This window comes from Neolewinella aurantiaca, assembly GCF_008014675.1.
GTDB classification, from domain to species: Bacteria; Bacteroidota; Bacteroidia; order Chitinophagales; family Saprospiraceae; genus Neolewinella; species Neolewinella aurantiaca.
This window is the reverse complement of sequence record NZ_VOXD01000054.1, coordinates 1-21,187: the sequence shown is the minus strand read 5'-3', so window position 1 is coordinate 21,187 and position 21,187 is coordinate 1. Positions and strand designations below refer to the sequence as shown.

The 21,187-nt window shown below is 52.8% G+C and carries 14 protein-coding genes; 8 read left to right on the top strand and 6 right to left on the bottom strand.

Going from position 1 to position 21,187, the window contains the following annotated elements; translation table 11 throughout:
* Positions 1-369: 369 nt before the first annotated feature.
* The 4 genes from trmD (at position 370) to FUA23_RS21310 (ending at position 5,206) form a co-directional block, all read left to right on the top strand.
* Positions 370-1,047, top strand: a complete 678-nt coding sequence (gene trmD, locus FUA23_RS21325) for a tRNA (guanosine(37)-N1)-methyltransferase TrmD (protein ID WP_147932809.1) — start codon at positions 370-372, stop codon at positions 1,045-1,047.
* A 1,154-nt stretch (positions 1,048-2,201) separates the two neighbouring features.
* On the top strand, positions 2,202-3,290 hold the full coding sequence (locus FUA23_RS21320; RefSeq protein ID WP_246144428.1) for a mannose-1-phosphate guanylyltransferase: 1,089 nt from the start codon (positions 2,202-2,204) through the stop codon (positions 3,288-3,290).
* 135 nt (positions 3,291-3,425) lie between these two features.
* The gene (gene nhaD / locus FUA23_RS21315) at positions 3,426-4,841 is read left to right on the top strand and encodes a sodium:proton antiporter NhaD (protein WP_147932808.1); all 1,416 of its coding nucleotides are present in this window, start codon (positions 3,426-3,428) and stop codon (positions 4,839-4,841) included.
* Positions 4,838-5,206, top strand: a complete 369-nt coding sequence (locus FUA23_RS21310) for a hypothetical protein (RefSeq protein ID WP_147932807.1) — start codon at positions 4,838-4,840, stop codon at positions 5,204-5,206. Before nhaD ends, FUA23_RS21310 begins: the two co-directional genes overlap by 4 nt.
* Before the next feature lie 283 nt (positions 5,207-5,489).
* On the opposite strand, the gene FUA23_RS21305 is transcribed toward FUA23_RS21310, so the two are convergent.
* Positions 5,490-6,734 (bottom strand): S-adenosylmethionine:tRNA ribosyltransferase-isomerase, encoded by a 1,245-nt coding sequence (locus FUA23_RS21305; protein WP_147932806.1) that lies wholly within the window; start codon positions 6,732-6,734, stop codon positions 5,490-5,492.
* A gap of 301 nt (positions 6,735-7,035) precedes the next feature.
* Between FUA23_RS21305 and sppA the strand changes: the two genes are divergently transcribed.
* Both sppA and tesB read left to right on the top strand, forming a co-directional pair.
* Entirely contained in the window at positions 7,036-8,823 is a 1,788-nt protein-coding gene (sppA, locus tag FUA23_RS21300; protein ID WP_147932805.1) for a signal peptide peptidase SppA, read from the top strand.
* 462 nt (positions 8,824-9,285) lie between these two features.
* Positions 9,286-10,143 (top strand): acyl-CoA thioesterase II, encoded by an 858-nt coding sequence (gene tesB / locus FUA23_RS21295; RefSeq protein ID WP_147932804.1) that lies wholly within the window; start codon positions 9,286-9,288, stop codon positions 10,141-10,143.
* A gap of 21 nt (positions 10,144-10,164) precedes the next feature.
* On the opposite strand, the gene FUA23_RS21290 is transcribed toward tesB, so the two are convergent.
* From FUA23_RS21290 to porU, 5 genes are all read right to left on the bottom strand, one after another.
* On the bottom strand, positions 10,165-11,457 hold the full coding sequence (locus FUA23_RS21290) for a hypothetical protein (RefSeq protein WP_147932803.1): 1,293 nt from the start codon (positions 11,455-11,457) through the stop codon (positions 10,165-10,167).
* 269 nt (positions 11,458-11,726) lie between these two features.
* Positions 11,727-12,269, bottom strand: a complete 543-nt coding sequence (locus tag FUA23_RS21285) for an RNA polymerase sigma factor (protein WP_187271176.1) — start codon at positions 12,267-12,269, stop codon at positions 11,727-11,729.
* A gap of 150 nt (positions 12,270-12,419) precedes the next feature.
* The gene (locus FUA23_RS21280; RefSeq protein ID WP_147932801.1) at positions 12,420-12,998 is read right to left on the bottom strand and encodes a DUF697 domain-containing protein; all 579 of its coding nucleotides are present in this window, start codon (positions 12,996-12,998) and stop codon (positions 12,420-12,422) included.
* A 98-nt stretch (positions 12,999-13,096) separates the two neighbouring features.
* Positions 13,097-14,116: a nucleoid-associated protein gene (locus FUA23_RS21275; protein ID WP_147932800.1), complete on the bottom strand. Its 1,020-nt coding sequence runs from the start codon at positions 14,114-14,116 to the stop codon at positions 13,097-13,099.
* 16 nt (positions 14,117-14,132) lie between these two features.
* A complete protein-coding gene (porU, locus tag FUA23_RS21270; protein ID WP_147932799.1) occupies positions 14,133-18,026 on the bottom strand; it encodes a type IX secretion system sortase PorU in 3,894 nt (1,297 codons plus the stop codon).
* Positions 18,027-18,261: 235 nt separating this feature from the next.
* Here porU and FUA23_RS21265 point away from each other — a divergent pair, with 235 nt between their 5' ends.
* The gene (locus FUA23_RS21265) at positions 18,262-19,269 is read left to right on the top strand and encodes a PorP/SprF family type IX secretion system membrane protein (protein WP_187271175.1); all 1,008 of its coding nucleotides are present in this window, start codon (positions 18,262-18,264) and stop codon (positions 19,267-19,269) included.
* Positions 19,270-19,653: 384 nt separating this feature from the next.
* Entirely contained in the window at positions 19,654-20,634 is a 981-nt protein-coding gene (locus tag FUA23_RS21260; protein WP_147932797.1) for a M23 family metallopeptidase, read from the top strand.
* Positions 20,635-21,187: the final 553 nt, after the last annotated feature.

Genomic DNA, 21,187 nt, shown 5'->3' with positions numbered 1-21,187 from the left:
AAGTGGATGGTGAACCAAACAAGCGTTTCTTGGGTCAGGAATCTGATCGACTCCAGGTAATGGATCAAGGGGGAGATTGGTCGTTTCCTTATTTTGCATGACTCAATAACGGAAAACAATCCCGGCTAGATTAATTTTATAGTATGCGTTAGCCCTGGGGGCCGGGGGAGAGGGAAATCTGTGCATCCCGTGATATACAACATCATGCGCAAGGTTGTCTGGCAAGTTATATTCCCGTTAACTTTGCGAGACAATTTGGGCGCAGTTGCGCGGGTGCAATGATCGTTTTGAAACAACTTCCGCCTCCAACGCCTGTCTCACGCGGTAGCACGATCTCCTGCATTCTACCCAATACCAACTTATTATTCTTTGCATTTCGATATAATAACCCTCCTTCCTGAACTCCTGGCCTCTCCCCTTAGCCACAGCATAATGCAGCGGGCCAAAGACAAAGGTCTGCTCACCGTAGAGCTTCACGATCTGCGTGAATACGGAATGGGCAAACACCGCCAGGTAGACGACTATCAGTTTGGCGGCGGAGCCGGCATGGTGATGCGTTGCGAACCACTGGCCGAACTCATCGATAAGCTCAAATCCGAAAGAACATACGACGAGATTATTTACCTCACCCCCGACGGAGAACAGTACGCTCAGCGCCGCGCTAACCGGTTGAGTCTCGGCAAGAACCTGCTCCTGATCTGTGGCCACTACAAAGGCATAGATCAGCGCATCCGGGATGAGTACGTTACTCTCGAGATCAGCATTGGCGATTACGTGCTCTCCGGCGGAGAGCTTGCCGCTGCAGTCATCGTCGACTCTGTTGGCCGGCTCCTGCCCGGCGTCCTTAACGACGAAACCTCTGCCCTCACCGATAGCTTTCAGGACGACCTCCTCGCGCCACCCGTTTATACCCGCCCGGCTAAGTGGCGCGACCACGAAGTGCCGCCCATCCTTCTTAGCGGGCACACCGCCAACATCGAGAAATGGCGCGAAGAACAGGCTTTGCAGCGTACAAAGGATCGCCGGCCAGATCTTCTTACCGACTGAGCCTGCTGAACCAGGAGCTATTCATACTGCAAGTGTATATCACAATGATCCGCTACGGTTTGTAGCTAATGAGATGCTTCTATTTCCTTACTAAGTCGATTTTTGCAGGGTAGCAACAATGTCACATCTGGTCATACCTTTCGTTCAGCATGCCTGCCGGCTGCCTACTTTTTGCTGCGCTTCTTCCGCGAGGTTAGATCAAAAGAGACTTGACCGAGATACTGGTATTTGTGGCTGGCGTCAAGGCCATCATTGATTGTTGTATTTAGGACTTTCCGTCTGTGAATGTGAAGTCATGACGGGGCGCAAACCAGATTGTCGCGATTGCTCCTCCCCAGCGCAGCGGTGTGGGGAGGCTGGGAGGGGGTTGAGCGACAATCTGGTTTGCGCCCTCATGACGGTACCTGAACAGCTACCGCTCATAACCTCATCCCCAGTCCTTTTCGCTACGCGGCAGTTCTACAGGAACTGCTTCGCGTTCCTTGCGAGGTCCAAAGGAGAAGGAATCTTGTGAAAACGCTACGCGTTTTGTGTTGAAATAGTCGTCAGTTTTATCAGCAGACTACACGCCCCATGTTCAAGCTTCTGAAGAAGCTGTTCTTCTACCCAAAAACTAAGTGCTTGCAAATGGAACCGAAAGTTTTAACTCCTGAGTATCGGCCTTAGCACCGGCCGTGAAAATTGGTAACCAGCACCGTTAAAAAATGGAAACTGTCTGAGCACTTCTAAAGCCCAGGACGCAGCTCCGCTAATTTCAACGAACCGACCAGCTTTAAGGCAATGAAGAGCGCGCAAGCGCGAGTTTTTCCATTTCAGGTGCTGGTTGCCAATTTTCACGATCAGCCGGTGATACAGCCAGGCATTTTTGTTACTTTGGATGCTTCCAAAGTAAGCTGCCGGCAGGCATGTATGACGGGCTGTCACTTTTGGTTTCTTTGGTGTGAGATCGATTTAGTTTCAAATGATCATTTCTACACTAATGTAGATTTCGCTGCGCGGCTTCCTCCGGAGGTCCTCAGGAGAGGGGAGACGTGACTGGCAGCAAATTCGTGATAGTAGCGCATTTGGTGATATACACATGCCGCAAAAGGAGCAGGCCCGTTTCGTTTGCTTGGTTTACCTTCGCACTCTCCAAAAATGAAACTTAACTGGTTATGCCCAACTCCAACCATACTTATATAGCAATAATGGCCGGTGGTGTAGGCTCTCGCTTTTGGCCCGCCAGCCGCGAAGCCCGGCCCAAGCAATTTCTCGATATCATGGGCGATGGCCGGAGCCTGCTGCGCATGACGTTCGAGCGCTTCCTGAAGGTAACAACCGCCGATAAAATTTTTATCGTCACCAACGGTAAGTACCAGGCCCAGGTGCTCGAGCACCTGCCAGAATTGAGCGACAACCAAATCCTTTGCGAGCCAAGCCGCAATAATACTGCGCCCTGCGTGGCGTACACTGCCTTTAAGCTTCAAGCCCTGGACCCCGAAGCAAACATCGTTATCGCCCCCAGCGACGCCCTGATCGTAAACGAAACGCTCTTTGCCGATAACATCAACAAAGCCCTCGCCTACACCGCCGAGACCGACGCCCTGGTTACCCTGGGCATCGCCCCCGACCGGCCGCACACGGGGTACGGCTACATCCAGTTCCTCGGCGAAAGCGGAAATGACGGTATCTATCCCGTGAAACGTTTCACGGAGAAACCGGATTCCGAAACCGCAAAATCTTTCCTGCAGTCGGGCGACTACCTTTGGAACGCGGGCATCTTCGTCTGGAGGGCCGAAACAGTACTGAAAGCTTACGAACAATACGCTCCCGAAATTTACGCGCTACTGTCTCAGGGCATGACTTGCTACAATACTCCTGAAGAGCAGGCTTTCATCGATGAGTTTTATCCGCAGACACCCAGCATCTCCGTCGATTACGCCATCATGGAGAATGCGAAAAACATCTACACTATCCCGGCTCAGTTCGGTTGGTCAGACCTCGGAGCCTGGGGTGCCCTCTATCAGGAAAGCATCAAGGACGAAAGCGGTAACGTAATCAATGCCGGAAAAGCCATCACCGAAGACGTTCACAATTCTTACATCCGCGGACCGGAAGGTAAGCTCATCGTCGTTGGCGGCGTGGACGACCTACTGATCATCGATGAAGGCGACGTCCTTGTGGTTTACCCCAAAAGCAGAGAGCAGGAAATCAAGGCACTGCGCGGGAAGGCCGAAGAAATGTTCGGCGAAAAATTTGTGTAGGTTAGCCGCATTTTATCCGAACATCTGACGACTCCGTATCATTAAATGGGCATACAAGTCTGGATTTCGCGATATGCGTCTTAATTTGCCGCCAAGACTTGATTTTTTCCAGCTCATCTACGAATCACCATCATCATGTTATCAGCCGTTATTGCTTGTTTTGTTATCGGATACGTCGTTATTGTATTCGAACACCCCTTACGCTTAGATAAAACCGTGCCCGCATTGCTCATGGGAGCAATCTGTTGGGCACTTCTGAGTCTTGGGTTCAATTCCGGAGCACTTGATGTTGTGGATTCTTACGGTCAGCTCTTTTCTATGGGCGGCCACGGTGTCGATCACCTTTCCGATGCGGCTCACCACGATGCCGAGCATGGCTTTACCGGAACTCTGCTGCACCACTTAGGTAAGACTGCCGAAATCCTGATCTTCCTGATCGGGGCCATGACTATCGTTGAAATCGTGGATCTCCACCGTGGTTTCGATATCCTGAAGGGCTGGATCAGTACCCGTTCCAAAAAGAAACTACTCTGGATTGTCGGAATTCTCGGCTTCATCCTTTCTGCTATCATCGACAACCTGACGGCAACGATCGTACTGGTTACGCTGCTGCGCAAGCTGGTTCCGGACCGCGAACAACGCATCTGGTACATCGCCCTTATCGTTATTGCTGCCAATGCCGGTGGTGCCTGGTCTCCGATCGGAGACGTAACAACAACTATGCTCTGGATCGGCAAGCGGGTCAGTACTGCAGGCCTTATCGAGTACCTCATCATTCCTTCTTTGGTTTGTTTCGCGGTTCCTTTCCTGTTCGCTAGCTTCATGAAGCCGTTTCAGGGCAACCTTGTTACGCCGGAGTTAGAGTCGGATGAAGGCGTACCAGTAAGCGAAGAGCGGTTGTTGAGCAGCAAGACTATGTTGTTCCTTGGCTTGGGTATGATCGTATTCGTACCAATCTTCAAGACCATCACTCACCTGCCTCCTTACATCGGAATGATGCTCAGTCTCGGTGTTGTTTGGCTCGTTTCCGAGTACATTCACCCGGAAGAAGACTTTACCGAAGAGCGCAAAGCTGCTTACTCGGCCCACAAAGCCTTGAGCCGTATCGAGATGTCGTCCATCCTTTTCTTCCTCGGTATTCTCATGGCTGTAGCTGCGATCGAAACAGTTGCCGTCGGTGAAGTTGGCGCCCTGCGCGCCGTGGCCGAAAGCCTGGATGCTGTGATCCCTAACCAGGATATCGTAATCATGATTCTTGGCTTCCTTTCCGCCATCATCGATAACGTTCCACTGGTAGCTGCCTCTATGGGTATGTACGATCTGGGAGCTTACCCTGTTGATAGTAAGCTTTGGCACTTCATCGCTTTCTCAGCTGGTACGGGTGGGTCTATGCTCATCATCGGTTCTGCCGCAGGTGTGGCAGCCATGGGAATGGAGCGCATCGACTTCATCTGGTACTTCAAGAAAATTGCCTGGTTGGCCTTCGTCGGTTTCGCTGCCGGTGCTGCTGTCTTCCTGCTTATTGAGAACGTATTCAATACTGCGGGTTGAGATTTCTGACCATTCCGTTTTTGCTTTGCCTCCTGTTCGCCTGCGGCGAGCGTGAAGATCACCTCCTCCTCGGGGAATGGGAGGCAACGCAAGTACTCGAAGCAGGCGATAGTCTGAAACTGGACCCCACTCAGGTGGGCTTCCTGTTCCGGCCGGACAATCGTTACACGTTCCGTTCTACGCTTCGCTACGAAGAAGCGGGTACCTGGCACTATGCCGAAGGCTTTTTGATGGCACAGGATACCACCCGGAACGATAGCCCCGAACGGGTAGTCGCCATCGAGAAACTCACCCACGACAGCCTCCGGATCAGGATGCTTACCGAGGGGAAAGAACGGTGGGTTACCCTGTTGAAGCAAAAGTAGCAGGCGCGGCCGCAGGTGCAATGAATGGTTGACGAAACGCCGTACCGAAGCCACGGCTTCAGCCGTGAGCCAGCAACATTACCGCGGAGAAAATCACTGGTGGCGAACAACCTGAAACTGTCCTGAAGCAGGAGTAGTGCGGGGGATTTACAACTTTCCCAATGCATGCGTTCCCCTTTTGTGATGCCTCCGGCAAACTATAATATTCAGGGCAAAGTCCCCCGAAAAGCCTTGAGCTCGGAGAGCGCTTCAACCGCTCGCACACGGAGTGTGCGTGGCCGGGCTACTTCCACAACAATGAACTATCCCCGTAGCTGAGAAAACGGAAGTCATGCTCCAGGGCATAATCGTAAATGCGCCTCCAGTCATCACCAACGATGGCAGCTACCAGGAGGAGCAGGGTAGAGCGGGGCTGGTGAAAATTGGTGATCAGGCCGTCGGCCAGTTTGAGCTCGGCAAAGGGGGTAAGGAGCAGTTGGGTGTAGCCCGAAAGTTCCGTTAAGCTGTTGGTCTTCATGAGTTCCATCAGACCATTTACCGCAGCAAGTGGATCTGTGCCGACAAGTTGCGGATCTTCAGCAACCCATTGGCCTACCTCTACAGGACCGTCGACGACCATAAGCTCGCCTACAGCGAAGCCAGCGCCAAGGTAGAACAAGCTCTCCAGACAGCGCAGACTGGTGGTGCCCACACTGACGACTGGTTTCCCTGCCTTCAGTTGATTCCGCAGGCGCTCTATGAATGAAATACTGACAGTAAAGAACTCCCGGTGCATCGTATGCCCGCCGAGGGTGTCGGCATCGACGGGCTTGAAGGTACCCGCCCCTACGTGGAGGGTGACTTCTTCCCAGTCTACGCCATTTTTCTGCAGGTTATTCATCACTTCGGGGGTGAAGTGCAGGCCGGCGGTAGGCGCAGCAACGGAACCTTCGGTTTTCGCGAATACAGTCTGGTACCGCGCTGAATCATCAGGCTCTGACTCGCGGCCGAGGTAGGGGGGCAGGGGGATCGTGCCCGCTGCGGCAAGGATTTCCCCAAAGGTGAGCGGCGCTCCTTCAGTTTCCCAGCTGAAGGTCAGGGCGAAGGTGTTGTCCATGCGTTCGCCGCGTTCTGCCGTCAGGCTTGTCTTCTGGCCGGAGACCTCAAGTTCTAAGGACAGCGGGCCTCGTTTCCAGCGGCGGTTTCCGCCAATTAAAACCTTCCATTGCACCTGCGTGCGCGCCCCCAGGTTCTGCGCATAATCGACCGGCAGTAAAGGGTCGAGACAAAATACCTCGATGGGGCGCTTCCCTTCCGCGAGCGGAAAGAAAAGCCTGGCATGAATGACCCGGGTCCGGTTACCGATCAGGAGTGTTCCGGCAGGGAGCCGGTCCGGCAATTCACTGAAAACGCCGTGCGAAATTTCACCATTGCGGTACACCAGCTGCTTCGCGCCCGCCCGCTCTTTGGCGGGGTAGCGTGCGATGCGCTCATCGGGCAGGCTGTAATCAAAAACATCAATGGAAAGGTCGCGGGCGTTGTTGGCCATAAAGAACGTTTAGCAGCGCGCAAAGATAAGTCTACGGGAGTGAGTTGATAAGTCACTGGCCTGGTGAGTTGCTGCCGCTGTTGCAGCTCTCTTACTTTACTCATTTGCTCGGGGTGGGTTAAGCGAAGCGCCGCGAACAGCAACAGCCGCAGCAACTCAGTGACTCACTAACTCAGTTCGGACAGTCATTAAATGTCAGAAAGGCTTTCCCCCCGTCCGAGAAAAAGGACCGTTCATCGAAAACGCAGTGAAAGACCGCCGGATATGAACGTTCTTTGCAAGTAATTGTAATAATGAACATATGTCAAATTTCCTGAAAATCCTTTTCGGCTCCTGCCTCGGAACGCTACTTGCATTGGGGGCACTATTTTTCGTTGGTATTTCAGCCGTTGTCGGGCTGGCAGGCTCCGGAGAGCAAAAGCCATCGGTAGAAACCAACTCTATCCTGAAACTCGACCTTGAACAGGTTCCCGAACTTACCGATAACGTACCCGCTGCAGGGTTTGCGTCTTTCGAGTTAGAAACCGATCCGGTCCTCGGTGTTCACGACGTAGTTCGTGCGATCGAGAAGGCGAAGGAGGATGACGACATCAAAGGGATTTACATGAATAGTATGGTACAGGGAGGTGGCCTTACCAAACTCACTCAGATCCGGGAAGCACTGGTCGATTTCAAAGCCTCCGGAAAGTTCGTTGTCACTTACGCTCCGGTGCTCGATCAGACTGCTTACTACCTCGCAACTGCCGGTGATGAGATCTTCCTCGGGCCCCTCGGAGTAGTTGATTTCCGCGGCCTCGGTGCCGAGGTGATGTTCTATAAAAAAATGATGGACAAAGTCGGTGTCGACGTAGATGTGTTCTACGCTGGTAAGTACAAAAGTGCTACCGAGCCCTTCCGCCGTACCGATATGAGCCCCGAGAATAAAGAGCAGGTCCGTGAATTCCTGACCGATATCTCTGACCTCATGCTGGCCAACATCGCTGAAGGCCGCAACATCAGCGTTGCCGATGTGCGCAGCAAAATGAACAGCCTGGAAGGGTGGAAAGGAGAGGAAGCCGTAAGCGGCGGACTCATCGATGGCATCAGGACACGTTCCGAAGTTGACGCGCGCCTCCGAGAGTTGGTAGGCTTCGACGCTGACGATAAACTGAAAACTATCGAGCTGGGTAAGTACTTCTCCGCCCGCCTCAAGAAAATGAAAGCCCGTGGCAGCAGTGAAGTTGCCGTTCTCATCGCCGAAGGAACCATCGTGGACGGTAAATCGGAAAACGGAGGTATCGGGGATAAGAAATACGTAGCCGAACTCGAACGCCTCACCGAAGACGATGACGTGAAAGCCGTTGTCCTACGCGTAAACAGCGGTGGCGGAAGCGCCAGTTCTTCTGAGAACATCTGGTACGCCGCCGAACAACTCAAAGCTGCCGGCAAACCGTTTGTGGTCAGCATGGGAGCTGTAGCTGCCAGTGGTGGCTACTACATCGCCGCAGGAGCCGACAGCATCTTTGCCGAGCCGATGACCATTACCGGATCGATCGGTGTCTTCAGCATGTTCCCCCAGGATAAAGGACTCATGGAAGATAAGCTCGGTCTGACCATCGATACCGTCAATGTTGGCAAGCACGCCAACGGATTCTCTCCCTTCCGCCCGCTCGATGAAGAAGAAAGAGCCGTAATGAAAATGCGGACCGAGGCGATCTACGCTACTTTCCTGCAGCGCGTTGCCGCTGGCCGTGGCATGCCGCTGGAAACCGTGCAGGAAATTGCACAGGGCCGCGTCTACGCAGGTGCCCGCGCTCTTGAACTCGGCCTGGTGGATCGTCTCGCTGGCCTCGACGAAGCTATTGCTGCTGCGACAACGCTCGCCAATCTTGACCCCGATGACGTCAGCGTTGGTCACTACCCGTACATCAAACCGCCACTGGAGCAACTCATCGAAGACCTCCTTGGTGAGGATGCCGCCAAGGGCTTCAGCACGGCTATTGCTAAAGACCAACTCGGTCCTGACAACTACCGTTATTTCCAGATGATGAAGGAAGTTACCCAGAGCCAGGGCGCGCAGGCCCGGATGCCAGTGATGGTGAATTTCTAAAAAAAAGTAGCTTCGGCTTCAGCCGCCCTTCGTGTCTCGTACGCGGAGGGCGGTTTCTATTGTATTGGTCGCGCCAGAGGCGCTCAACCCAGAGGTTCAAAAAAATCATTCCGGAAACAAGCGATCCTGTAGCTTCCGGAAGAGCCTGGCTCAATCATGAAACCAAGCGCAGCATTAGCATTGTAATTGTCAGGAAAACGGTAAGCCATCGCACTCACCGCCAGGGCCGGGTCAAAACTGGAAACAGGTTTAGGATAAGGCCTTCTGTTTTGGTACAAAAGCGCGAGAGCCAAAAGTATACACAGAGCGATGAGGCTTCTTAAGAGCATCCGACGGGAATTCAGGTGTGAGAATTTTCTGACCTGAAGCAGAACAAGTGCGGATTATTTTATTCTAAGATGCAACCCCTCTACATTTGGGCGGTTTCCTACCAACAGACCAACGAACTAAAAATCCAATCTTTTGAAGCAAGTATCCGAACTACTATCTCTACTCGACCTCGAACGCATAGAAGTAAACCTCTTCCGCGGAGAATCCCGTACGGTAGGTTCACCCCGTGTTTTTGGCGGTCAGGTAATGGCGCAGGCGCTCAGCGCTGCGATGCGGACAGTACCCGAAGATCGTTTCGTTCACAGCTTCCATGGTTACTTCGTTTTGCCGGGGGATCTGGAAATTCCGATCATCTTTCAGGTAGACCGGATTCGCGACGGAGGTTCGTTCACTACCCGTGCGGTTAAGGCCATTCAGAATGGCAGCACCATTTTTTACCTCACCGCCAGCTTTCAACTCGACCAGAAAGGCTTCGACCACCAGGTCGAAATGCCAAAGGTGACGAGCTACGAGGAACTGGTGAGCTACGACGGGATGCAAAAACAGTTCGGAGATCAGCTGCCGAAGAACATCCAGAAAGTACTCAGCATTGAGCGGCCTATTGAGTTCCGCCCCGTTGAGTTCCTGAACCCTTTTGCAAAAGACAAGTACGAACCCGTCCGGAACGTTTGGCTGAAAACTAAAGGCGAAATGCCCGAAGACCGCCGCCAGAACGACCTCGTACTTGCTTATGCTTCAGATTATAACCTGCTCACGACTGCTCTCTTCCCGCACGGCCGGGCGATCGATCACCGCAACCTCCAGATCGCCAGCCTGGACCACGCGATGTGGTTTCACCGCCCCTTCCGGGCCGACGAGTGGTTGTTGTACAGTATCGATTCACCCTCGGCCAGCGGCGCGCGCGGTTTCACGCGCGGTAACATCTTCGATGTAGAAGGAAAGCTGGTGGCCAGCGTCGTGCAGGAAGGACTGATGCGGGAGATCAAGTAAGCATGTTGTTCCCTCGTATTGCTATTGTTCGCGCTTAAGTTTGGTGCTCATTTTTACGGTCACACCTTTTTTGGAACGATGTATGAGTTCGCTCCCGAGTGGAAACGTTACGAACAGGGGCTGCTTTCTGTTTTTATGTACCAAACGAAGGCTGCCGTAATCAGATTTACGTCGTAGCCTGGTTACAAATTTTTTGGAGCCAAAAACGATGATGCTCTGCTGCGTCGTGTCTTTATTGATCCGATAGTCGAAGTTTCCAATCAGTTCAAGTTGCGTATTCCCGTCGTAGAGGATCGTGTCACTTATCGTGCCGGGCAGGTCGATGCTAAAGTTCAAATCGCGTTCATGTTTGCGAGCAGCTATGTATTTGTCAGCGGCAGGGATGGCAAGGTCCGGGTTTTGTGCTTTTGCTAAAAGTTCCCAGATACTGGGGTCGGCTTTCATCGCGTCAAATTGTTCAAAACTCATGCGCTGTCCTGAGCGGCGGAGATCTTTCAATTTGTCCAGGTTGTAATTGAAAGTTGGTAGTTCCGCCAGGGGGATGCGGTCCGTCAGCACTATGCTGGACAGGGCCAATATATCTTTGAGCTCCTGAAACTGAATCTGGCTGTTGGCAAGCTTCCAAAGCTCTTCGAAGTCATCACCGTTGTAGCCATATTCTCTCAGTAGATCGAGGTAATCATTATTGATGTCTGTGGTGAAATAACGGAACCATAAATGGTCTTCTACCCGTTTGTCGTAAGAGTGCGTAGTCGCTTTTCCCACCGTGGCAAAAGAAAATCCATCCCCTTGTGATACGCCCACCGGACCCCAGTTTCTGGCAGCGAAATCGTTTTGGTAGCTGCTATTTGGTAGGAATTCGAACGTACCGTCTGTTCCGTTTGGATACAGTAATAAACTCCCCGCAGCACGCTCAATAATGGCCAAAGATTCGTTGTTTTGCTTCAGCTTACGCAGTTCTGCTTTATCGAGGTCCAGGATTAGGATGTTTCTCGGAGCTCCTTCTATCGTATCTTGCTCTTCCTTGAAGGTAAGCATCAGCGAGGTCTTGAAGGGGGAATACACACCTTGAAACAATGCAGGTGGCATCTCACCCCGATCAACTTTGTTCGGACCTGACGGTGCTGGCTCAGGTGAATCGTAGGGAGAACTTTCAGTTTGTATCGGATTTTTTTCTTGTGTTTCAGTCGCTTTGGGCGCGGCCGCAGGTGCAGGGAGAGCTTTTGGAGCAAAGGGCCTGACCTCCGGAGTGGTGATGCCAACCGCTGGGATTTGCAGCGCCTGAAGCGTCTCAGAATCGGGTAAGGAATTCACCGCAACGTACGCCGTTGGTGTTTCCCGAAGGGGAAACGCAGAGAGTACGTAATCGGTATTGCCGGTGTAGTTGGGCAGGAGTAAGCCCAGAAATGTAATCAACAGGGTAAACATGAGTAAGAATTTCAGGTAACCACCCCGTTTCCACCACGGTTGTGGCGGTGGCGGGGGATTTGGGTTAAGAAATAGAAATTCAACCTCATCGTACGAGAGTACCGCAGGCGCTCGCCGTGTAGAAGCCACGAGTTTCTCCATGTTCTTCTTTTCGCTCATAGCAGGATGGTTTTTGCGCTCATCACAAATTGACCGTAGTTCCGTGGCGAATCGGTCAGCAGTTCCCGCAAGCGCTTGCGGCCACGACTGAGCTTCATCTTTACGGACGCTTCCGAACTGCCCTGCATGCCGGCGATCTCCCGGACACTAAAGCCGTTGATCTCGAAAAGAATAACAGCGTTACGCTGTTTCTCCGGCAGGCGGTTCAGGGCGCGGTAGAGAGTCTCTACGTCAAGTAGGGTTTCGGCGGAGGCTCCTTTGGAGCGCAGTCTTTCCAAACTTTGCTCTTCAAGATCCACTGCTTTGAACCTGCGTGCGCGCCCCAAAGAAATGCTACGGTTGCGTGCGGCCCGGATCATATAATGCAGTAGTTTGCCTTCCTCGATGCCGTCGAAATGTTGGAAAGTGGAAAGCATCACGTCCTGCACCAAATCCTGTACGTCGCATTTGCCGAAGGATACCGTCGTGCAGTAGCGCAGGAAGGCATCGTGACAATCGGCGTAAGCCGCAAGGAATATAGTCTGTTTTTGTGTGGGCACGGTTGCGTAAAATAAGGTTGTTTGCCCGAATAGTCGCACGAGTAACAAAAAGGTAACACGGTTCGGCAAAAAAAATCCCGATCCGCAATTTTGCGGATCGGGAAGTTCTGATGATGATTCTTTTGGCGTTAGACTGGTGCCAAATTACGCTTACTGTTTGTTGGCGCTGAACATGCCGCCCAGCTGATTGGTCAGGCTTAATTTATTGGGGTCCCACTTTCCTTCCTGAATTTGAGAAACCATGTGGTTGGCAATTTCCATCACGCTGATGTCGGCGGGGTTCTCTCCCAGTTCCATTTTGCTTTTGTAGATGTTTCCGATTTCGAGGGTGAGAAAGCCGGATACGGCAGCCTGGGTGGCACCATTAACAAACATTTTGAGCGGGGTCACTGTCTCCGCCAGAGATCCGGCGATTTGCGTGAGAATCCGGCCACCCACCGAAGTGATGCCGGTATTGATGATTGTTCTCAGAAGCTGGTCGTCGATGTCGTAACCATAGATATCAGCGAGGTCTTTTACCATCTTGGTCTGAATAGCGGTAGCAGCTAAAACGTCGAGGCCGATAAAGGGGATGAGGCCGCTGGCGGTGCTGAATAAAGCATAGCGCCTGATGATGTTGTTGGCTTCGGTACTCTTGTTTTCGAGGTCTACAGTTACTGCATCTTTAGCAACTGCGGTAGAGAAAGGAGTGCCATCCTGAATGGCTTTTTTTGCGGCGGAGGGGGCCATAGCTGTTGTAATTTTTGGGTTCGTAACTACAACAGGGACGCAGGATCGTAGGTTCGTTGGAGAATTTTACTGAAGCACCAACCTACCAAAGCACCAACCTATTCTCCCTTCTGATCAAGCAATAGCGACGCGAGCTCTTGGTTGGTGATGGTAATCTTCCCGGTTTCTTCGTCTATCTCGATTTGTCCGGCCCGGAAGTGATCCTTGGTACAGGTGATGCTCATGCCTCCAAACCCGGCCTTGAGGTAGAATTGCTTGCGGACGGATCGTTTGTCGATCCGGAAGCCTTCATCCAGTACACCATCGCCTTCGGCGAGCATATCCTGAAGCGGCTGCTCGTTTCCGTAGAAAAACTCATCGAAATCTTTAGCACGGATGGTCTGCTGAGGCTGTTTGGTGGCATATTTGAGCAGGGCCTTTTCGAAGTCTCCTTCATTCATGGCAAAGCCGGTGTCGCGGTCTTTGGGGATGGGGAGTTCTTCGACGATTTCCAGAAAGCTCTGGGTCAGTTCGGCGCTGGTTTCGGGGCGGTCTAGCCCGACCCATTCAGTGAAATACTGACTGATGCTGCTCTGCGTACGAGCGTGACGGATCATTTGTACGTTACGCCCCGTACCCGCAAGCAGGCGGACGGCCATTGCCATATGGTCTACATCGAGGTACTGGGTTAAGGAAAGCTTCAGCGCTTCGCCGGATTCATCGGTTACGAAGATCATTCCCGGTGTTTCCCGGATGAGGAAAATACCGAGCATCCGCTGCTCTTCCATGGTGTAATCAGCGTAGAGAAGGTAGCCCCCCTTTGCGCCGATAACCCCGTTGAGGCTCTGTTGCAATACCTTCATGGTATCTTCCGAGAACTGGATGAAGTTGGCCCGATCACGGCCTTCCATCAGCCAGCTTTCGTAGTAGGCAGGAAAGAGGCTTTCGTCTGGCTGGGAGAGAAAACCCTGGAGCAAATCGTTCTTACGCTCAAAAATCTGATCCAGCCGGCCAATCAGTTCGATGGCTTGCTCCGAAATGGGGAGGGGCTCTTTGCTGAGCAACAGTTCCGTTTCGGCGCTTTCCGGCTGTTTTTTGAGTTCGTGTACTATAAGATTGTGAACGATCAGATTATCCATGGGGGCGAAGATAACGTTACTTGAGAATAACGAGTTTCTCTAATTCACCGTCTACAATCGTTCCCGAGTCACCACGCAGGCGAACCTGATAGAGGTAAACACCCCGGGCGAGTTGATCACCGTAGTCGTCCAGGCCGTCCCATTCGATGCAGTCATCCTGCCGGACGGTTCCGTCGGCAAACGGGAAGGCACGGGTAAGGGTCTTCACCAGGCGTCCGTTCACCGTATAGATCTGAACGATGGCTTCTACTTCCTGGCCCACCAGGGTGTGGTCAAACTGGAAGCACGTCCGGTCGGTGAAAGGGTTGGGGTAGTTCAGAACGCGGCTGATGGCGTCGGCCCCGTCGGCCGCAACGAAAAATTCAGTTGTACCCTGGGCACTGTTGTTGGCCACGTCCCAGGCACGAACGGTGATGGTGTGTAGCCCGGGCTCCAGGTCGAAGAGCGGGTAACGGACCGTTCCCTTGCGGAAATCATCGGCTTCGGCTTCGTAGTAATCGTTGAGGACAATGCTGTTTCGGGTATCTTCATCGAGCACCGCTTCGAGGTCGTGGCCAATGCTGTTTCCCGTGACGTTGATCCCGAGGTCATCGGTGAGGTTGACGAGGAGGATCGGGTCCTGACCGGTTTCACCTCCGGAGATAAAGTTTTCGTCGTCCATGAACACTTCTACCACCGGGCCTTCATCGTCAGTGATCACGTCGGTGCTGGATCCTCCGATGATGAGCTGGTCGTAAAATCCGGAAGCATCGGTGAATTGGTCCAGATCGGCAGCATAGTAGCTCACTTTCCCTGCGCCGAAGGCGTAGTCGATGTCGCGTGGCACAACAAATTCGAATTCGAATTTGCCGTTGGTTACCGTTGCCCGACCCCGGAATACGATGTTCCGTTGCACGGAAACCTCGAGGGGAGAAACGGTTGGTTGGTCTTGCTGAAGCGTACTGACCGTACGGGCCTTGTCGTAAATGGTAGGAAAAACTTGTCCGTTAAAGTCAGACAATAGGTTACCCGCAATGTCAGTGATTTCACCGCTGATCTTCATTTGCTGCAGGGCACGTACGGTGTCCTGCCGCTCTTCGGTGATGGGTTGGTCATTGATCATAGTTGTACGGACCGAGTGCTCGGGGAAGGCAATCACCATTGCCGGGTCGCCGAGCAGGGTGAATTTCCGGGCATTCTCCGTATTGCCGTTGAGGTTGATGGCTGAAGTAGGAGCCGTTACGTTATTCTTCGCGATCCGGATGATATCGCCCACCGTACGCCAGTTGCCGTCGGGGCGCTCCAGCATGGCTTTCACGGTTTCATCGGTAAGGATGAAATTACGGGTGGCAAATACGGGGCGGGTTGTTGTAAGCAAAGCTGCGACACCGCCGTTGGGGGTGAGGAGAGCTTCTTCGCCGGCTGATACAAAAGCTGCGTCGTCGTAATTGGAAAATGTACAGGTGGCGGTGATGAACACCGGCGGTTGAATGGGGTCTTCGGACGTCGACGGGCGGTTCCAGTTACGAATCTGGGGAATTGTAAGCACCCGCTCCTGTGCCCATCCGCGCGGGCCTCCGTGGCCCAGATACGTAACGGCCAGGGCACCCCGGAAGATGGCCCGGTCGAGCCCCTCGGTAATGTCCGGATAACGATCACCAGCCGAAAGGCTTTGTTGTGGGAAAAGGTCGAAGTATAGCTTGTCGAAATTCAGGTCGGGTTTTAGTTCGGCGACAGAGGTCGCAACCTGATCTACATCACGGGCGTGTTGGTTGCTGTCTTCATCATCGCCAACGAATACCATGCGGGTCCGCCAGTCGCCGAGGGTGTTCGGTTCGGTGTCGTACCGGATAAGTTTCTGAACCACTTGAGTTGCTTCGTCCGCGGTTTTTACGGGAAGGCGGCCAACGGCAACGTTCAGGTCGGGTTCGAGGGGTTGGTTGTTGGTGGCATTGGTGAAAATGCCGAAGAAGTCATCAGCGGGGAAGCTGCCTACCTCCGTCAATTTACCGTCGTGCTCGAAGGCGGGGATGAAGTTGGTTCCCAACTCCAGTATATTGCGGTGATCGAAGCTGCCGTCTCCGAACAAGAGAAGGTAACGCAGGTTGGGTGATCTTTCGTAGAGCATCAGCGTAAAGTTGCGCAGGGCGGATGCATCATCGCGCCCGCTGCTGAATTCGTTGTAGATCTGTTGGGTGGTGACCAGAACGGTTTCCAGCCCGTTGTGGCTGCGTCTGTGCTCCGCGAGCAATTCCGCCTGCTGCAAAAAACGCGGATGGGCGATGATGATCATTTCCGCATTGTCTTCTGCATGAAGGTTCTGGTTGGCGACCATTCCTGCGGCTTGGGGCGTAAGCAGTTCGGCTTCGCTCCTGAAGGCTACATATTCAAACAACTGGCCGTTGGCGGCAGCACTGAATGCCCCGCCGGAAACATCGGCCGATCGTACGTCCGCGCCGTCAATTCTCCAGACGGTAGCGTCGGAGGGTAAGCTGCCGCTGAATTGAAAACGGACAGTAGGCTGGTTCATGCTCCCGACGTCGCGGAAGTCGAACTGATCAAGGTCGTTAAACGAGAGTTGCCGGCGGGCCCGGACCTGAAACCAGTCGAGATAGCCCTCGCTGGTACTGGAGTTCGCTGGCCTGGGGTAGTTCAGCGTAATGGTGACGTCTTCTCCTGGCAGCTTTACCGCTCCGTCGAGCAGGGTGGGGATCGCCGCAGCGGATTGTTCCTGTTGCCCAATACGAACACTACTTGCGATGCTGCTGGTAATGACCTGGTCTCCCACCTCAACGAGGAAGCGGCTAGTAGCATCGGTACGCAGCGCCATTCGTGCCCGGATGCGTGCGTCCTGATCACTAACCAGGCCGGGGATGCGAAACACGTTGCGGTACTCAACTTCGCGGGCGCCGGCCAGCAGATCGCCCCACCAGCTTTGGCCCGAGCCATGAGAGTTACCCCCCAACTGGTGCAGAATGTTGAACTTGTCTTCTTCGAAATGATAGACAGCATCATAGCTGCTCACCTCCGTGCCGCCGGAGGCGGCAGGCAGCGCACTGACCCGCCGGCCCTGCGTTCCGCCCACGCGGAGGAAATAGCTGTTGGTGGTGGCGTAAACATTCTTTTCGTAGTCGAAGTAGTCGCCGTTCGGCTCGTACTCGATGCGGTCGGGGCCCTGGGCGTGAAAAACGATAAAGTCTTCGCCATCGAAACTTCCATCCCCTTCGCCCCGGATGATGATGGGCATCTCCGTAAGGTCATCCGGAGCATCTACGTTGATGGTTTCGGGCAGTTTACCGGAGAACGGCTGACCAAATACGGCGATGTTGCGGGGGTCGACTCCGTCTAGGTTAACGCCCAACTCATCGGTCAGGAACGCCCTGGTGAGTTTGTGTACACCGGTTTCAGCAACGGTAAAACGGTACCAGTCTCCTTCGCGAAGGACGGAGTTTGTTGCAAATACCGTTCGGGGGCGGGCATTGGGCGCGGCCGCAGGTACAAGGCGGATTTCTAAAGAAAGCAGGCGCTGAACTCCGGTTGGGGTTTTGATCATCGCCGGAGCCGCAACTTTACCGAGGTACCCTTCGGGTTGGCGGCTCACACTTACGCTGAAGTCGAATTCTTCCGGGAAGTCAGCCGCACCGCGGGGCACACTTACGGGCTCGAAAACAGAATTGATAACTTCTACGGTGTACGTTCTGCCCGGCTGAGCAGGAAACGTTCTCAGGTAAAGAGGCTGGTCGCTAACCTTGCTTGCACCTGCGCCCGCGCCATTGTCGGCAAAAGTGTACGCAAACTGAACTTGTGTAGCTCCGTTCCATTCCACCACCGTGGGGGCTTCGTCCCAGAGCAACTGGTCAGAAAGTTGTACCTGCGCAGACAGGAACAGCGAAAAAATGGCAAGGAGAAGGGTAAATAGAAGCTTGTGCATAATATAAGGTATGGAACCAACTTTAAGATACAGCGTTGAGGGCAAAACGTTGTCCTGCCCGGACTAATTATAACGTCTTGTCTTTAAGGTGTCATGGTGATGACGCGGCGAGGACTTTAACTTCCCCCTGGTTGGCAAATTTGGCGGGTTTTGGCTAGCTTTAGGCCGGTAGAAGCACATGGCTGGTGCAATAACCCGAGCATCGTTACGTCGAGCCTGCAACTATTTATTCCCTATGAAAAAAATTATACTTCTTTCCTTGTTGCTGGCCTGCCTGCTTCCGCTGGCAGCTCAGGATCCTGTCTTCTCGCAGTTCTATGCTTCTCCGCTGCGTCTCAACCCCGCATTTGCTGGTATCGGGACTGCGCCCAGGGTTGCTTTCAACTACCGTGCGCAGCATACCTCGTACCCCAGCGCGTACACAACGATGGCTGCCAGCTACGACCAGCCGATCGAGAACACGCCAAGCGGGTTCGGTCTGCGAATGATGACTGATAAGCAACTTGAGGGAGCCTACAAAAACACCGAAGTGGCCGTAGTGTACAGCTACGACGTTATGATCAACCGGGATGTTCACGCCCGGCTCGGGCTGTCGGCAGGCATTCTCAGTACATCGCTCGATTTCAGCTCCCTCACCTTCGGAGATGTGCTGGACCCCATCAACGGCGCCGATGGAATTACCTCCGAACAGTTGGCGGCCCTTTCCAAAACTTCGGCAGATTTTGGGGCGGGAGTGCTCTTCTCTGCCTACAATATGTACGGCGGCATCAGTTTCGAGCATATGAACCGCCCGGACGAAAGCCTGGTGGAAGTAGGGCAGAACCTTTACTCTGGCCGACCGATGCGTACTACCCTGACGGGAGGTGCCCAGATCAACGTTAAGCGCTACAGTAACCGCCGCCGCCCGGCCTACATCACGCCCAATTTTCTGTTTACCTCGCAGGCTTCGTTGCGGCAGTTGAACATGGGTGCCTACTTCGGTTACGGGCCGGTGGCCTTCGGGGGGTGGTACCGCCATGCTTTTGAGAATGCAGATGGTATAATCGCTGCGGTCAGTTTCCGGCAGGATGTTCTGAAGATAGGCTTCAGCTACGATGCCGTTGTCTCGGATTTACGCAACGTACCCGGGGGACTTGGCTCTACCCTGGAAGCCAGCCTGATCATCGATTTTGGCAACAGCAAGGAGCTACAACGCCGGCGCAAGGCAGATCGCTATAACGATTGCTACGGGATGTTTCGCTAATCCTCCTTCCTGCCTGTTTTTAGAACTGCACCAGGAAAACCATAAGTCATAGAAATGCAATAATGATATTATTTGTTTTTAAATAATTAATTTAAACTAATTAAAACAATAATTTTAACGTAATCAAATAGGTTCTACTTGTTCGTTTTTGGTCTTTTTATTCAACTGTGTTCGCTTTTTGAGTTCATTGTTGGTAACTTTTCTAATGCATTTCTTTATTATCCGGCGAACAATAAAGTAAATTCGCAACACAGGACGCGATGGTTTTTGGCCATTTAGTTCATGGGAATAAGACAACGGCTGGCTTTGAGAGCACACAGAATTGAGGAACATTACATTATACAGTTTTAGAGCCGTTGTGATTTTTGGTCTAGAAACTTCTTTATGAGACGCGAAAAATTCGTCTTTAACAAACAGACGCTGCAGTACGACCGGGTCATTGAGCCCCTCCGTTACACCATTCTCAGAGGCTTTGCTTTCTGTGGTGCCGCGGTCTTCACGGCCATCCTGATGATGATGGTGGTACATGCATACTTCCCCAGCCCCGGCGAGCGGTTGTTGTCCCAGGAAAACGACATTCTCCGGTCTCAGATCGAGAATACAAACGAAGAACTTACAGCTATGGCAGATGTTCTTGAGTCCATTCAGGACCGTGACTCGGCCATCTACCGGATGATGTTCCGTGAGGAGCCAATCGACCGCGACGTATGGCGCGGTGGCCGCGGTGGCCACGATGCCTACGCAGACCTGCGGGAGCTTCCCCGCAGCGGCGAGAAAATTGCCAACCTGCGCTCCCGCCTCGATGATCTCAAGCACCGCCTTGATCTCCAGAGTCGGTCGCTTGACGACGTCACCACGATGATCGTCAACAAAGAAGACCGGATTGCGTCGGTGCCCAGCATTAAGCCGATCCGCTCAGACCAATTCAACCGCAAAATCGAAAACCTTTCCGGATTTGGTATGCGGATGCACCCCATCCACGGTGTACCGAAGATGCACTACGGCATTGATTTCAACTGCAGAAAAGGAACGCCCATCCAGGCGTCCGGCAAAGGAAAAGTTGTTTGGGCCGGTAACCGGGGAGACTACGGTAAGTGTGTCATCATCGACCACGGCTACGGGTTCAAGAGCCTTTACGGCCACATGAGCGAAATTTTGGTCAAAAACGGTGCTCAGGTCGAACGCGGCGCGAAAATTGGTCTCGTTGGCAGCACCGGCGGTAGCACGGGCGACCACCTCCACTACGAAGTACACAAAGACGGTAAGCAGGTAGATCCAATTCAGTTCTGCTACGACGGGCTAAGTACCGAAGAGTACGCCCAGTTGGTAAACGCCTCTAAGGTCAGTAATAAGAGCTGGGACTAAAGTTAGTATCTCTGTTCGTTAGAAATTTAAACCGTTAGTTCTCAGTGAGGGAGCTAACGGTTTAATGTTTTGGGGCGCGGACGCGGGTGCAGGGAGAGTTAAGGAGCTTTTGCACACTACGGGATGTTATTCAATTTGATTTGCGCCCATTTGAAACGGACGCTACGAGGTTCTAATTACCCGATCCAGGATCTCGCAGCGTCCTCCGTAATAGAGTCGGGAGTGGACTGGGGGGGGCTGCGAGCGTCCGGCCTCCAAGTTTAAAAAATGTAGAGTTGTGTAGTAGTGTGGAAAACCTAACATCAGGAGTAACTAGATAAAGGGCTACGTAACACTTAACTATTGGACGCAATTGGAAATATCTTCTTTGTATTTATGATAAATAATTTTTTTTTAAAAAAAGTAAGCTGCTCAATACTTTTAATATATTAGAGCGTGTCTAAAAATTCGAGTCAAGATTTCTCTGTATTGACGATAGAACCATCTGAATGTTGGCCATCAAAATGAATGAAGCCGAATTTTCTATCGTTCGTTCCAGGTCCTTGGTGATTCT